The sequence below is a fragment of the Nonomuraea deserti genome, assembly GCF_004348685.1.
Lineage (GTDB): Bacteria > Actinomycetota > Actinomycetes > Streptosporangiales > Streptosporangiaceae > Nonomuraea > Nonomuraea deserti.
Genome location: NZ_SMKO01000238.1, coordinates 1 through 14,256, shown reverse-complemented (window position 1 = coordinate 14,256; position 14,256 = coordinate 1). Strand labels below are relative to the sequence as shown.

General features: G+C 71.3%; 11 protein-coding genes. 3 read left to right on the top strand and 8 right to left on the bottom strand.

Going from position 1 to position 14,256, the window contains the following annotated elements; all coding sequences use genetic code 11:
* The first annotated feature begins 457 nt into the window (after positions 1-457).
* The gene (locus E1292_RS45005) at positions 458-1,498 is read left to right on the top strand and encodes an AI-2E family transporter (RefSeq protein ID WP_246090799.1); all 1,041 of its coding nucleotides are present in this window, start codon (positions 458-460) and stop codon (positions 1,496-1,498) included.
* On the opposite strand, the gene E1292_RS45000 is transcribed toward E1292_RS45005, so the two are convergent.
* The 4 genes from E1292_RS45000 to E1292_RS44985 form a co-directional block, all read right to left on the bottom strand.
* A complete protein-coding gene (locus E1292_RS45000) occupies positions 1,475-2,182 on the bottom strand; it encodes a DUF6597 domain-containing transcriptional factor (protein ID WP_132605924.1) in 708 nt (235 codons plus the stop codon). The two genes, E1292_RS45005 and E1292_RS45000, sit on opposite strands and share 24 nt — an antisense overlap.
* 36 nt (positions 2,183-2,218) lie before the next feature.
* The gene (locus E1292_RS44995) at positions 2,219-3,073 is read right to left on the bottom strand and encodes a hypothetical protein (RefSeq protein WP_132605923.1); all 855 of its coding nucleotides are present in this window, start codon (positions 3,071-3,073) and stop codon (positions 2,219-2,221) included.
* A gap of 106 nt (positions 3,074-3,179) precedes the next feature.
* Complete coding sequence (locus E1292_RS44990) at positions 3,180-4,961, bottom strand: vWA domain-containing protein (RefSeq protein ID WP_220447378.1); 1,782 nt, start codon at positions 4,959-4,961, stop codon at positions 3,180-3,182.
* Complete coding sequence (locus E1292_RS44985; RefSeq protein WP_132605921.1) at positions 4,958-6,019, bottom strand: AAA family ATPase; 1,062 nt, start codon at positions 6,017-6,019, stop codon at positions 4,958-4,960. Before E1292_RS44985 ends, E1292_RS44990 begins: the two co-directional genes overlap by 4 nt.
* A 322-nt stretch (positions 6,020-6,341) precedes the next feature.
* Between E1292_RS44985 and erm the strand changes: the two genes are divergently transcribed.
* A complete protein-coding gene (gene erm / locus E1292_RS44980; protein WP_246090797.1) occupies positions 6,342-7,088 on the top strand; it encodes an ErmE/ErmH/ErmO/ErmR family 23S rRNA (adenine(2058)-N(6))-methyltransferase in 747 nt (248 codons plus the stop codon).
* On the opposite strand, the gene E1292_RS44975 is transcribed toward erm, so the two are convergent.
* Positions 7,077-8,471 (bottom strand): putative hexosyltransferase, encoded by a 1,395-nt coding sequence (locus E1292_RS44975; RefSeq protein WP_132605919.1) that lies wholly within the window; start codon positions 8,469-8,471, stop codon positions 7,077-7,079. The genes erm and E1292_RS44975 overlap by 12 nt on opposite strands.
* Before the next feature lie 117 nt (positions 8,472-8,588).
* On the opposite strand from E1292_RS44975, the gene E1292_RS44970 reads away from it, so the two are divergent.
* Positions 8,589-10,169 carry a molybdopterin-dependent oxidoreductase gene (locus E1292_RS44970; protein WP_132605918.1) on the top strand — a complete coding sequence of 527 codons (1,581 nt, stop codon included), beginning with the start codon at positions 8,589-8,591 and terminating at the stop codon, positions 10,167-10,169.
* On the opposite strand, the gene E1292_RS44965 is transcribed toward E1292_RS44970, so the two are convergent.
* From E1292_RS44965 to E1292_RS44955, 3 genes are all read right to left on the bottom strand, one after another.
* Positions 10,162-11,274 (bottom strand): carbohydrate binding domain-containing protein, encoded by a 1,113-nt coding sequence (locus E1292_RS44965; RefSeq protein WP_132605917.1) that lies wholly within the window; start codon positions 11,272-11,274, stop codon positions 10,162-10,164. The two genes, E1292_RS44970 and E1292_RS44965, sit on opposite strands and share 8 nt — an antisense overlap.
* Positions 11,275-11,332: 58 nt before the next feature.
* On the bottom strand, positions 11,333-12,730 hold the full coding sequence (locus E1292_RS44960) for a carbohydrate-binding protein (protein ID WP_246090795.1): 1,398 nt from the start codon (positions 12,728-12,730) through the stop codon (positions 11,333-11,335).
* 14 nt (positions 12,731-12,744) lie between these two features.
* On the bottom strand, positions 12,745-14,256 hold a 1,512-nt coding region (locus tag E1292_RS44955), incomplete at its 5' end, for a chitinase (protein WP_132605915.1).

The window sequence follows — 14,256 nt, the reverse complement described above, 5'->3', positions numbered from 1 at the left end:
CTCTCCAAAAAAGGTCTGAACCCTACTAAATAAAGGAATCCGTCAAAACCGACCATGTCGGTCGACGGGGTTGTGCATCATGCACTGGCTTTTAACACACTGTTGAGTTCTCAAGAAACGCACGCGTCCATCCTCACCAAAACCCCGAACCCGGGATCCTCGCTCAGAGGCGTTCATTTCGTTGTGTCTTAACTCTTTCAGCCGTTCAAGTCTCTGTCAAATTGACCGGACCTGCACAACCTGCGAAAATTAAGCGCCGCCCCCTTTCGGAGACAACCCCTCTAACTTACCAGCCCTTCAGAGTGGACGCGAACATCCACGAGGTGGTTTGCCTGGAGGTGGCCCCCGAGTGAGATCGGCGATCAACGCCGCTCTCGTGGGACTGCTGAACTCTATGTACGCCTCCCGGAACCGTCAAATCGGCGGTGCCCCCGCCGGCTTCGGGTAGGTAGGGGGCGTGCCAGATCAACCCATCCCCAGGGCGCTCATCATCATGGTGGGAATCGCCGCCGCGGTGGTCGCCCTCTTCGGAATCCGCGAGGTCGCCTCGATCGCGGGCCCCGTTGTGCTGGCGCTCGTGCTCGTAATCGCCGTCTCGCCGGTGCGCACGTGGCTCGCCGCCAAGGGGGCGCCCACGTGGCTGCAGGTCTCCGTGCCCTTCCTCATCGTCGTGTTCGCGTTGCTGGGCATGGTCGGCATCCTGACGATCTCGGTCACCCAGCTCGTCTCGCTGCTGCCGGCGTACGCCGCCCAGTTCGACCAGCTCCTCGCCGACGCGCTGGCCTGGGCCGCCGCGCACGGCGTCAGCAACGACGTGCTCGACAGAGGGTTGCAGGCGTTCGACGCGGGGTCGATCCTCGGCCTGGCGCAGAGCCTGCTCGGCAGCCTGATCGGCGTGCTTTCCGCGCTCTTCCTCGTCATCGTGCTGCTGCTGGCGATGTGTCTCGACGCGCCGGTGACGTCGAAGATCCTGACGACCGGTGAAGGGTATCGGCCGCAGTTGGTGAAGGCGCTGGCGACGTTCGCGCACAAGACGCGGCGCTATCTGATCGTCTCGACCGTCTTCGGACTGATCTGCGCGACCCTCGACGTGGTCGCCCTGTCGGTGCTGGACGTGCCGCTGCCGCTGCTCTGGGGTGTGCTGGCGCTCATCGCCAACTACATCCCGAACATCGGCTTCGTCATCGGGCTGGTGCCGCCGGCCATGCTCGCCCTGCTGGACGGCGGCGTGCAGACGATGGTGCTGGTCATCGTCGCCTACAGCGTCATCAACGTGGTCGTGCAGTCGTTCATCCTGCCCAAGTTTCTCGGGGACGCGGTGGGGCTCTCGACCACGATGACGTTCCTGTCGCTGATCGTGTGGACGTTCGTGCTGGGACCGCTGGGCGCGATCCTCGCCATCCCGCTGAGCCTGCTGACCCGGGCGTTGCTGATCGACAGCGATCCGCGCGCCAGGTGGGCGCAGAGTCTCGTGTCAGGCGGCCCGCCCCGCAGGTGAGAGCAGGCGGCGCATGGACATGCCGCTCAGCCGCCTGACGTCGTGGGACAGGTGGGTCTGGTCGGAGTAGCCGGCCGTGACGGCCGCCTCCGCCAGCGGGACGCCGGCGCGGGCCAGGCCGAGTGCGTGCTGGAAACGCATGATGCGCTGGAGGGTCTTCGGCGCGTAGCCGAACGAGGCCAGGCTGCGGCGGTGGAGCTGGCGCTCACTGAACCCGAGCTGCCAGGCCACCTCCGCGACCGTGCGGCCCTCGCGCAGCGCCCTCGTGAGGGCGGAACCGGCGGGGTCGGCGCCCGCGGTGGCGGCCAGCCGCCGCCTCACCCCGGCGCGCATGGCGGCCGGCCGCGCGCCCACCCGCGGGGCGGCCTCCTCGATGCGCCCCGCCGGGAAGGGCAGGTCGGACAAGGCGACGCGCCGGTCACGCAGCTCGTGGAGCGGCACGCCGAAGAAGTCGCCCACCGCGCCGGGCCGGAAGCGCACCCCCGTGAACGTGTCGCCCGCCGCCATGGGCGTCGGCATGGGCCCGGTGTCGGGGCCCGCCACGAACAGCCCGCGGGGGCCCCAGATGAGGTCGACGCAGGCGTCGGGCACGACGAGCTGGGTCTGCTCCGTCTCGCTGACCAGGTGCCACACGCAGGCGACACGGCCGGCGAGATCGGGGGCGGGGGGCCGTTCCGCGTACATGTCCCCAACGTACGCGGCCTCACCGACAGAACGGTCTCACCCCTTCAGCCGTCCGTACGCGCGCAGCGTCTTGAGCCGATGGACGGTGACGTAGCCGCCCCATTCGTGCCCCACCAGCGGCGTCCACATCGGCCAGTTGCCGCTCCAGCCGCCTTCCTCGGACTGGGCGGCGGCGAGCGCGTCGAGGTGGGTGTCGAGGACGTCCTGCGGGAACAGCGGCAGCCGTGACGGCTCCGGCGCGAAGTCCAGCGGGAAGTGCGCCTCCCCCGTGGCGTGGGGGTCGAGGGCGACCGTCGCGAGGATGGCCTCCTTGAGCCGGTCGAACTCGGCCTCCGCCCTCTCCCGGTCGGGCACCAGGTCGAGGAAGGTCACGACGGCGCGGGCTTCGTACGGACTCGTCTCGCCGATCTCGGCGATCCGCGACCAGCAGAACGCGGTGGCGGCGGCCAGCCACGGGTGGGTGCTGCCGTGCTTGTGGAGCAGCCCGGCGATCGACGCGGTGGGCACGAGACTGCCGGGAGGGTCGTCGGCCGTTTCCCACCACGGGGCTCTCGGCGTGTTCCTGACCGACGGCAGCACGAACGGCACGCCGCCGTCCTCGGCGCTGACCCGGGCGAGGTAGTCGCAGGCCGCGGGCACCATCGGGGAGTCGAAGGCGTCGAGCTCGCCGAGGATCCAGAACGCGACCTCGACCGGCTCGGGCTGGCTGCCCCGGCCTCTCAGGTCGGGCTCCAGCGCGTTGCCGAAGCCGCCGTCGGCGTTCTGGTAGCAGCGCAGCGCGTCGAGCACCCGCTCACGTGGTCCGTCGCCGAACAGCGCCTCGAAACGCAGCCTGTCGATCAGCCTGCCGTGCAGCTCCAGGTAGCGCCGTGCGCGGTCGAGCATGTCCATGTCAGCTGTTCCTTCACCGGTGGAACGTCGGTCGTCACGGTGAAGCTACCCAGGGCGAGGGCGTGGGTCTTGTCGGAATCGGACATGGGCGGAGGCCGGTGCCGGCTCATTTCACGAAGAAGACCGGGCCGCGCGCGGTGAACGGCAGGTGCGCGCCCTGCGGCACGAGGAACGCGTGTTCCCTGCGGATGCGCAGCACGTCGCACTGCCCGTCGGTGATCACCAGGATGGGCCCGTCGGGCGGGAAGTCGTCGGCTCGTTCGAGCAGCTTGACGCCGGGCTGGAGGATCGTGCCGCCCCGTCCGCGTACGCGGACCCGGCCCGCGATCTCCTCGACCGGCAGGTATCCGGCGTCGTAGGCGGTGGCGTCGCAGAAGACCACGCGGGCCTGGGGCACGTCGCGGGCCGCGGCGTAGGAGGCGATGGCGCCGAGCGCCTTGCCGAGCAGCTCCACGTCCATGGAGCCGGAGGTGTCGAGCACCACCCCGAACGTGGCCTTGCGCACGACCTCCTCAGGGAGCAGCCAGCCGGGTCGCGGGATGCCGGGGCTCGACGCCTGCCTGCGGGAGGCGCGGGCGTAGGAGCGCCGCTTCTCCTCGGGCTGGAAGTGCTCGTCGAACCAGCGCGCGAGCTGGGCGTCCCACGGGAGGGGCGGATGGTCGAGGGCGCGGATCTCCTGTTCGAGCCCGGCGGGCAGGAGGCCGCGGCCGCCCGTCTGGTGGTAGGCCAGCCCGGTGGTGAGCGCGTTGCGGTAGTACTCGTCGAGGTCGACGTAGCCGCCGATGCGCCGCGGCGGGCGGTCGAGCACGTCGCCGAGCCCACGCCCGCGCAGGGTGGCGAGCTTGCGCACGCGCCGCAGGTCGGTGGTGATCCGGTCGTAGACGGCCTCGGCCGACATGCCGGTCAGTGCGTGGTCGAACAGCAGCCCTTCCGGCATCTCTCCGACGCCCATCTCGACCAGCCACCCGTTGATCACGTAGTCGCAGGCGATGTTCCACAGGTACGGATCGCGCAGGCCCGCCCGCTCACCGTGGCGCAGCGCCGCGTGCAGCATCTCGTGGGCCAGCACGAAGCGCCATTCGGCCTCGGTGTGGGTGGCGAGCGGATTGACGTAGATCTCGCCGGCCTCGGCGCTGACCGCCGCGATCGCGATGTCCCAGCCCCTGGCCAGCTCCGCGTCGGAAACGATCTTCATGCCCGCGGCCAGGGCGCCGAGCAGCGGGTAGGACGACACGAACCAGCGCAGCGCGACGTCCCACGGGCCCTTGACGTGCCCTTCGACGGGCGTGCGCGGCCGGCCCGCCTGGTCGAGGGCGCTCGTGGCCGCCTCGGCGACGCCGATCGCGAACGTGCGCTGGAAGTCCCAGTACTCGGCGTCCTTCGCCGAACCGATCCGGAAGTCGGGCTCCCCGAGCGGGGCGAAGCGGGGCGGGATGCCGCGCCTGCGCCAGAGCTCGGACAGCGTCACCTCGTCGTTGCCCGGCAGGTCCTCGGGGAGCGGCGCGGGGCTGCGCCCGAGCTTCAGCGTGCGGAGGAACCCGTCGACGGACAGGCAGCACGCCGCGTGGTAGGCGGGGCCGGGCTGGTCGCCGTCGACGTCCTTCGGCGCGCAGGAGCGCGGGTCGGCGTGGCCGAAGCCGAGGTGGAGCAGCAGGTGGGCGAAGACCCACGACCACTCCTCGGCGGGGGCGCGGCGCCTGGGGTGGAAGTGCACGTCACCGTCGTGGGTGACGTACGCCCAGGTGTCGTTGGACAGCTCGCCGTCGTCGGCCGGCAGGAGGAGGGCGGAGCCGGTGAAGACGCCGAACAGCGGGTGCCGGGTGACGGTGTGCCAGCCCTGCTGGACCTGGGCGCGCCAGGGGTCGACCTTGGCCTTGCGCCTGCTCACGACCTTGCCGCCATGAGGCGCGGTACGTCCCTGCCGACCTCGACGAGGAACCAGGAGGGCAGCGCGGGCGCGCCGTCGGCGTTGTTGGCGATGACGAGCTGGGCGCATTCGAGGGAGATCTCGGCCAGCTCGACCAGCAGCGTCTTGGCCCGGAAGCCCAGGTCGCGGCCGCGGGCGGAGGCGCCGCGCTTGTCGGCGGGCAGCTCCTTGATGAGCCGGGCGCGGAAGGCCTCGGCCAGGAAGTAGAGCAGGTCGCGTTCCTCGGGCCGGCGCGGCCACGGGGCCTCGCCCTTCAGCACGGCCTCCAGATCGTACGCGTGCCGCACGGTCTTGACGTACGCGCGGAAGGCCGAGGCGTGGGTGCCGGTGAGCGTGCCGAACGCGAGCATGGCGAGGGTCTCGTCGGCGATGTCGTCGCCGTAGGAGGTGATCACGTCGGACAGCATGTGCCAGGCCCGCGGCGAGGAGAACGGCTCCTCGGTCTTCGGCGGCGGGCTCCACAGGTGGTCGGGGCGCTGCACGAGGTAGTCGATGATCCACGGGTGGATGCCGTTGCCCGCCGCCCACTTGAGCCAGTCGTCGGACGAGGCCCGCAGGTGCACGTGGATCAGCCGGTTGATCAGCGCGGAGGCCATCGGGCGGGCCAGCGCGTTGTCGGTGGCCCGGTTGCCGGCGCCGATCACCACCGAGCCGGCCGGCAGCTCGTACGTGCCGATCCTGCGGTCGAGGATCAGGGAGTAGAAGGCCTTCTGCACCTCGGGCGCGGAGGCGTTGAGCTCGTCGAGGAAGAGGCAGTAGGGCTCGTTGCGGGCGATCGATTCGGGCGGCGCGAACCGGCTGCGCCCGCCGACCAGCTCGGGCACGCCGATCAGGTCCTCGGGGGCGAGCTGGGTGCCGAGCAGCGTCACGCACTCCAGGCCCAGCGAGCCGGCGAACTCGCGGACGAGGGAGCTCTTGCCGATGCCCGGCGCGCCCCACAGGAAGACGGGCCGGACCACGGCGACGTGCAGCAGCAGCTCGGGGAGCTGTGCCGGAGTGACTGTGACCGTTGCCTGCACGCACTCCAGGGTGACGGCCCCGCCCTCGCCGACGCGACCGATTTAAATGTTTTGCCCGGTCGACGGGGGTCGGCTTAGGGTCGGCCCCATGTCATGCATGTTCTCCTGCCAGGTTTTCATCCGCATCCGCCGCGGCCGGGCTCTGGCCCGCTAGCGGACGCGATCACCTGAGGCTGGGCGTCCGCGCGCGTGCCCAGGGCCCTTCGAGCGACCCGTTGTCTCGAGGACCCGGAAGGGCAGTGCTGTGGCGCGAAATCACGCACACGGAAACTATTCACACACTCAGAAGAAGGCCAGGAACGGCGGTGGCGGCCGCACGCCTGTGGATCGGGCGCGGCGCACGCTCTCGCAGAACTTCCTGGTCGACCGGCATGCCGTCGACCTGATGGTCAAGGCCGCCGGTCCGGAGGGGCTGGTGCTGGAGCCCGGCCCCGGCGAGGGCGCCCTCACCCTGGCGCTGGCCGAGGCGGGCGCCCAGGTGGTCGGCTACGAGGTCGATCCCCGGCTGGCCGGGCGGCTGGCCGCGCGCACCCGCAGCGACCCGCGGATCGACATCGTCAGGCGCGACTTCACCACCGTGAGGGCGCCGCGAGAGCCGTTCGCGGTCGTGGGCAACATCCCCTACTCGATCACGTCGAAGATCGTCGACTGGTGCCTGCGGGCGCCGGCCCTGACCTCGGCGACGCTGCTCACGCAGCGGGAGTACGCCCGCAAGCGGGCGGGCGGCTACGGCCGCTGGAGCCTGGTCACGGTGGAGTCGTGGCCGTGGTTCAGCTGGAGGCTCGGCGACACGATCGGCAAGGAGAGCTTCCGGCCCGTCCCGTCGGTCGACTCGGCGATCCTGCGCCTCCAGCGCAGGCCCGAGCCGCTCGTGAGCGGCGGCCGCTCCTACCAGGAACTGGTCGAGGTGGGGTTCGGCGGCGTGGGCGGGTCGGTGCGCGCGTCGCTGAAGACCAGGTACGACGGGGTGGACGCCGCGCTGGCGGCGGCCCGGGTGGCCCGCGACACCGTCGTGGGACACGTGCACCCCGACCAGTGGATCACGTTGTGGGAGCGCCTATGCCGGTGACGTGATCCTCGAGTCGTCGGACCACCCCTGCGACGGGACCGGTCCTGGGGCTGTCGCCACGCGGCGGCGGCCCCAGGGCATGGCCAGGGCCAGGATCGGCAGCAGCAGGATCGAGGCCCGCGACCAGTCGGCGTGCTGCAGCCACCACCCGTTGAAGTCGAACTGCGTCATGTAGAGGTAGCCGTAGCCGGCCCAGAGCGAGGCGCCGATGATGGCCGGCCAGGCGAACCTCGTGGGCCTGGCGACCAGGAACGGCATGAACCACATGAGGTATTGGGCGCCGAGCCGGGGCGTCATGACCATGAAGACCAGCAACACGGCGATCGTCATGTCGACCGGGTCGGCCCGCCGCCAGTAGAGCACGGCGGCGACGACGCTCACGTAGATCAGCTTCGTGCCGAACGAGGCCAGGTCGGGCCGGAGCGCCCACTGCCCTTCGGTCAGCCACGGGGTCCAGCCCCATTCGCCGACGATGGGCCGGATGTCCTGGATGGTGTGGATGACCGCCGGGATCTGGTCGAGCGACGTGCCCGCAAAGACCGGCAGCGTCACCAGGAAGAAGACGGGCACCAGCCCGGTCGCGAACAGGGCGGCGACGCGGGCGCGCAGATTGGGCAGGAGCAGCAGCATGCCGGGGATCAGCCAGATGGGCCAGCTCTTGGCGCACAGCGCCAGGCCCATCAGCAGACCGGCCAGCGCGCCCCGCCTGAGGGAGACGCGATCGTCCTCGCCCGGCAACAGCGAGCGGTGCAGCATGCCGCCGGGGCCGATCACCCGCGGGACGGCGCCCCGGACGCCGTGCGCGGCCAGGCCCGCACGCACCCGCGCGATCACGTCGGTGGTCATTCCGGGGCGCTCGGGCGCGCCCGGCCCCCTGGCGACCACGAACGCGGCGACGCCGAACACGAGCGCGACCGGCTCGACCTGGCCATGGATGCAGGCGACCATCAGGGCGAGAGGGTTGAGCGCGTACTGGAGGGCCCGCAGCGACGCCTTGGGGCCGCCGGCCAGCTTGGCCACCAGCGGGATGAGCACGATGTCGGCGACCACGGTGACCAGGCGCCCGGCGTATTCCCACGGGATGCCGAGCCACAGCAGGATGCCGTACACGTAGGGGATCGTCGGCAGGAAGTGCCAGCCGCCCTCGCTGGCCAGCACCGGGTCCTCACCCCGCAGCACGGCCTCGCCCGCGGGCTTGAAACTCTCCACGAAGTCGACGGGCTGCCACGAATCGATCGCCGACGTGTACATGATCAGCACGCGTACGGCGATGCCCACGGCGACGGCGACAAGGAGCGGCGGCCGCCAGTCGCGCCACTGGGCGACGAGGGCGAGCACGACACCGGTGACGAGGACAATGCCCGTGAGAACTGCGTAATCCATGGCGAGATATAGCCTGCCGCACCCGGAGCGCAGCCGCCACCAGGGGTTCCGATTCTTATCCCCGACATGCCGACACGTATAGCGATACGGCATCACTCTTTGTGTTGAACTTTTCGCATGGGGGGATCGCAGGTCAACCAGGCACTGGTCAGGCTCTATTTCGAGGTGAGGAACGGGCTGCGCGACCCGGTCGCGGCCTGGGCGAAACTCACAGCGAATTCACAGGAATACCAGCAGGCCAGGGGTGAGCGACGGGTGCCGCTCGACGACGCGACGGCCGCCGAGCTGGTGGCGGCGGCGATCGTGCACACCGCTGACGAGCACGGGCCCGAGCGGGTGGCGGCGCTGGCCAGCTCCCCGCTCGCGCGCCTCGTCGGCGAGCTCGGCGGCGCGGTGCTGACCGAGCACCCGTGCGCCCCCGAGCAGGTGCTGGGGCCGCGCTTCGCCGGTCCGTCACGCGCCGAGGACTGGGCGCGTGCGGCGTACGTGCTGCTGTGGGGGGAGAACAACCGGCTCGTACGCTCGGCGGACACGCCCTGGGTGATCGCCGGGCGCTACAAGGGCCAGAAGGTGGTCGCGATCGGCACGCATCCGACGCGGTTGTCCGACGAGACGCTGGTCGTGCGGCCCGGCACGGACGGCGCGCTGGCCATGGCCATGGGGCACGTGCTGCTCAAGGAGTTCTTCCTGGACCGCACGCCGTTCGCCGGGCAGGCGATGGAGAACACCGATCTGCCGCTCCTGGTGCGGCTGCGGGACCGCGAGGAGGCGTACGTGCCGGGCGGGCTGACGGGCGGCGCCTGTGACCGGCTCAGCGTGTACGGCGGCGAGGCGGTGGAGGTGCTGCTGCCGCGCTTCGACGACGGCCCAGGAGTGCTGCGGCGCGGCGTGCCCGTGCTGCGCGACGGCGGCGAGCTGGTGACGACCGTGTTCGACCTGCTGCTGGCCGTCTACGGGGTGGCCAGGCCCTGGCTGCCGGGGGTGTGGCCGCGCGGCTATGACGACCGGGCGCAGCCGTACACGCCGGCCTGGCAGGAGGCCTGCACCGGGGTGGCCGCGTCGCGGACGGTGAAGATCGCGCGGGAGCTGGGCGTGACGGCGGAGAAGACGGGCGGCGAGTGCGTGATCGTGCCCGGGCGGCTGGAGACGCCGCACGCCGACACCGCCTACCGGGCGATGCTGGCGCTGCTGGTGCTCACCGGGTGCGGCGGCGGCTGGGCGCAGGCGGGTGGCGCGGGGGTGCCGCTGGTGCCGTACCTGTGCCTGCACGCCTGCGGCGAGGACCGCTCCGACGTGGGCGCGCTGAGCTGGGCGCTGGCCGACGGGTTGTTCGCGCACAAGACGTCGCGCTCGGTGTTGCTGGAGGCGGTGCGCGACGGCTGGCCGATGGCCCCGCCGCCGCGCGTGCTCGCCCTGCCGCGCCCGATCTATCCGCTGCCGCCCGACGTCGACCTGATCATCGGGCCTGACGACCACTGCGACCTGTCCGCGCCGGACACGGAGCTGGTGGTGGCGGCCGTGACGAGGATGATCGGCCGGGTCGACCCCGCAAGGCCCGGCAGGGTGCCGCCTGCCGGGCGGATGCGGCTGCTGGTGGACCACGCCTGGATGCACGAGTACGGCGAGGCCCTGCCCACCTACCGGCCGCCCGGCCTCGGCGTCCCGCTCAAGCCCACCCAGCTCGTCCGCGTCAGGTGAGCCCGTCCAGGTACGCCCGGTGGTTCCGGGAGAACTCGTATCCGTTGTGCCGGTCCCAGTTGATCGACCAGGCCATCAGACCCCGCAGCCCCGGATAGACGCCGCGCGGCCGGTACGTCCCGCAGCCGGTGCCCGTGGCCAGGCAGCCGAACGCCTTCTGCACCTCCGTCACGGTCGTGTATCCGTTGCCCGCGTTGACCGAGGCGGGCAGCCCGATGGCCACCTGGTCCTGGCGCAGCGGCGGGAACACGTTGGCCGCATCGCCCATGATCGGGAAGCCGGCCAGCAGCATGTCGGTCATGGCGACGTGGAAGTCGTGCCCGCCCATGGTGTGGTACTGGCCGTCCAGGCCCATGATCGGCCCGGAGTTGTAGTCCTGCACGTGGAGCAGGGTGAGGTCGTCGCGCATCGCGCATTCCTCAGGGACCTCGCCCATCTTGACGTATCCGGATCCGTTGGCGAACGACGCGTGCAGGTAGCCCACCAGCACCGGCTCGGGCAGCCCGCCGTCGCCCCCGTTCCCCGCAGCGGCGGTGGTGCCGCTCGCCTCGGGGCTGTAGGCGGAGCAGTTGCCCGCCGCGTCGCACGCGCGGACCTTGAAGCGGTATGTGGTGTCCGCGCTCAGCCCGGTCGCCCGGTGGCTCGTCCCGGTGACGGCGACGGGCGAGCCGCCGTCGCGCGACACCTCGTAACGGGTGACGCCCACGTCGTCCGTGGCGGACGGGCCCGTGGTGAAGGTCGTGCGCAGCTGGGTCCAGGCCGCACCGGGCGAGCCCCAGGTCTGCGGGTCGGCGCCGCCGGTGCCCGTGGCGCCGAGGAAGACGTAGCCGCCCTGGACCCAGGCCGACAGCGTGTACGACGACGACGGCCGCACGCTGACCTGCCGGCCGCATCGGGCGAGGTCGCCGCCCTGCGGGGTGGCCCGGAGCGCGGCGGCGCCGCCGTGCACGGGGGACGCCACCGCCTGCGCCCCGGCGGTGCACGTCCAGCCGCTGAGCCCGGACTCGAAGCCGGGGTTGGGCAGGATGTTCGCGGCCTGGGCGGGGGTGGCGTGCAGGGTGGCGAGTCCCAGGGCGAGCGCGGCCGTGGCCGCTCGGAGATTCATGACGTTCCTCCTGGCCCGGCCCGCCCCGGTGTGGAGGGGCGGGCCGGATTCGCGCGGATCAGAAGCCGGCGGTGGTCCTGGTGAACTCCCAGTCGGACTGGGCGATGCCGCTGCAGTTGGAGGTCACGCCGCCTCCCGGGCAGGGCCTGTCACGGTTGACCGCCCAGTACGCGAGCCTGGTCAGGCCCTTGGACCTGGCCCAGTCGCGGATCTGCGTCCAGGTGCCGGGGGAGGTCAGCTCCTGCTGGTCGGACAGGCCGTTCATGCCGGAGATGCCCATGTGCGCGTACGCCTGGGCGTCGGACCAGCCGTACGCGTTCTTGAGCGCGTTCTTCAGGCCCTCGGACGCGTTGACGGTGTCCTGGTAGATGTTGGAGCTGCCGAAGTCGAACGGCATGATCGTGAAGTTGTCGATCGGCACGCCGAGGGCCCTGGCCTGGTTGATGAGGCGGACGCCGTGGGCGTTCGGGCCGCTGGTAGTGGTGCCGAAGGTGACGACGATCTTGACGTTCGGGTTGTTCTGCCTGACGATCTTGAGGCCGTTCAGGATGCGGTCCTGGACGGTGTAGTTCTCGAACTCGTCGGTGTTCTCGATGTCGAAGTCGACGACGGCCGGGCCCACGGCGTTGATGACCTGCTGCACCGCGCCCGCGAACGCCTGCGGCGAGGAGCAGTTGGGGCCGAGCTTGTTGCCCTGCCAGCCGCCGAAGGAGATCTGGACGCTGCCGCCCTTCGACTTGATCGTGTTGATCGCCTGCTGGTCGGCGCCGCCGGTCAGCGGGCGCTGCCCGTCCCACGCCGGGGTGCAGCCGCCGCTGGACAGGATGAACGCCATCGTGAACGACTTGACGCCGGTGGCGTCCATGACGGTGCCCGGGTTGGGCGGGTTGCCCCAGCCCATGTAGAGGTAGGGGGCGCCGGGCATCTTGCTGGGGTTGTTGCCGGTGCAGCCCGACGTGGTGGCGGTGGCGTCGCGGCCGGCCGACTCGCCCGCCGCGTTGTACGCCTTCACGGTGTAGGTGTGGGTCGTGCACGCGCCGAGCCCGGAGATGGTGGCGCTGGTGCCGGAGACCTGGGCGCGCCGGGTCGATCCCTCGTACACGCGGTAGCCCGACACGGTTCCACCGGCGGCGCCCCAGCTCAGCGAGATGCTGGAGCTCGTGACCGACGTGCTCACCGCGCCCGGCGCGCCGGGGGCGCCGGGGTCGGGGTCGCCGCCCGAGGTGGGCTTCCAGAGCGCGGGCACGGCGGACGGCTCCCAGCCGGGCTGGGACGTGTGGGCCTGCAGGCAGACGTAGTCGACGCCGTTGTAGGTGACGACCGCGCCGGTGGCGTACGCGGTCCACGGGGCCCAGGCGGCGGCCAGGCGCTGCACCGTACCGGTGGCGTGGGCGGCGGATCCGATGGTGGTCAGGCCGGTCAGGGCGAGGGCGAGACCGGTCGCTAATGCGACCATTTTGCGGCGTAATTTCATGACATTCCCTGAAGGTGAGGCTTGACGGTCTTGGAGAAGGACCAGTTGTTGCTCGCGTCCCAGTTGATGGACCACGTCATCGCGCCCCTGATGTCCGGGTAGGCGCGCGGCGGCACGAAGGTCCCGCAGCCGGTCCGCTCGGCCAGGCAGTCGAGCGCCCGGTTGACGACCGAGGGCGGCACGACGCCGCCGTTCGCGGCGCCCGGCCCGGCCGGCAGGCCCAGCGCCACCTGGTCGGGACGGAGCCCGTTCTCGAGCTGGATGCAGGCCAGCGCGGTGATGAAGTCGACCGTGCCCTGCGAGTACGCGAAGGCCTGGTCGCAGCCGAGCATCGAGCCGGAGTTGTAGAACTGCGTGTGGACGACGGTGAGGATGTCCTTGATGGACAGGGCGAGCTTGAAGTACTCCATCCCGGTCGACTGCATGTCGATGGTCTGCGGGGCCATGGTGATGATCAGCTCGGAGCCGGCCTGGGCGCGCAGCGCCCTCAGCGCCTGACCCATGTAGGTGGCGTTGAGACCGTTCTCCAGGTCGATGTCCACGCCGTCGAAGCCGTAGCTCCGCATCAGCGCGTACACCGAGTCGGCGAAGCGCGTGGCGGCCGCGGCGCTCGCGACCTGCACGCGACCGGCCTCGCCGCCGACCGACAGGATGACCTTCTTACCGCGCTGCTTCAGCGCCTGGACGTCCGCCCTGAACTGGGCGTCGGTGTAGCCGCCCAGCGCCGTGGCCAGCCCGGGGTCGACCCCGAACACGACCTCGCCCGGGGTGGCGGTGGCCTCGCCGAACGCCACCGCGATCAGGTCGTACTCGTCGGGCACGGCCGACAGCTTGAGCTCGACGGCGGGATTGACGAAGTTGTGCCAGTAGCCGGTGAGGAAGTGCCTGGGCAGCGTGCCGCTCTGGCAGCCGGCCGTGGTGAAGCCGAAAGGATCGCCGGCGGGGCCGTCGCCCGAGGCGCCCGTCGCGGTGATCGTGACGGTGTGCGAGGAGCAGGCGTCCAGGCCGGTCAGGGTGTGCGTGGTGCCGGTGACGGTGACGGCCGCCGCGCCGTCGAGCCTGACCCTGTAGCCGCTGGCGCCGGGGACGGCGGTCCAGCTCAGCGCGGCGCTGGTGGCGGTGGCGGAGGTCAGCGTGATGCCGCCGACCTTGCCGAGCCCGCCGGGGTCCTCTCCGGCGTCGCCGCAGGGAGCGCCGTTCAGCGTGCAGCCGGAGACGCCGGGGAAGTTGCCCGGGCTGCCGTTGAAGCCAAAGCTCGCGCTCGCCCCGGCGGCCAGCGCCGACGCCCAGGACGGGTTGGTGAACGTGTAGTGCTGCCCGCTCCTCGACATGACCGCGTCCCACGCGGACGGGATGGAGAAGCCCGCCGGAACGTCGAACTGGACGTTCCAGCCGTTCATGGTGGTGGAGGTGCCGTTGGTGACGGTGACCCTGCCCTCGAAACCCGAGCCCCAGTCGGAGACCTTGACGAAGGTCGCGGTGGCGGAGGCGGCGTGGGCGGGCGGCTG

Coding starts and splice junctions, on each gene's coding strand:
- E1292_RS45000 (WP_132605924.1), bottom strand. CDS start 2,182: ATGTACGCGGAACGGCCCCCCGCCCCCGATCTCGCCGGCCGTGTCGCC.
- E1292_RS44960 (WP_246090795.1), bottom strand. CDS start 12,730: ATGGTCGCATTAGCGACCGGTCTCGCCCTCGCCCTGACCGGCCTGACC.
- E1292_RS44965 (WP_132605917.1), bottom strand. CDS start 11,274: ATGAATCTCCGAGCGGCCACGGCCGCGCTCGCCCTGGGACTCGCCACC.
- E1292_RS44995 (WP_132605923.1), bottom strand. CDS start 3,073: ATGGACATGCTCGACCGCGCACGGCGCTACCTGGAGCTGCACGGCAGG.
- E1292_RS44975 (WP_132605919.1), bottom strand. CDS start 8,471: ATGGATTACGCAGTTCTCACGGGCATTGTCCTCGTCACCGGTGTCGTG.
- E1292_RS44970 (WP_132605918.1), top strand. CDS start 8,589: ATGGGGGGATCGCAGGTCAACCAGGCACTGGTCAGGCTCTATTTCGAG.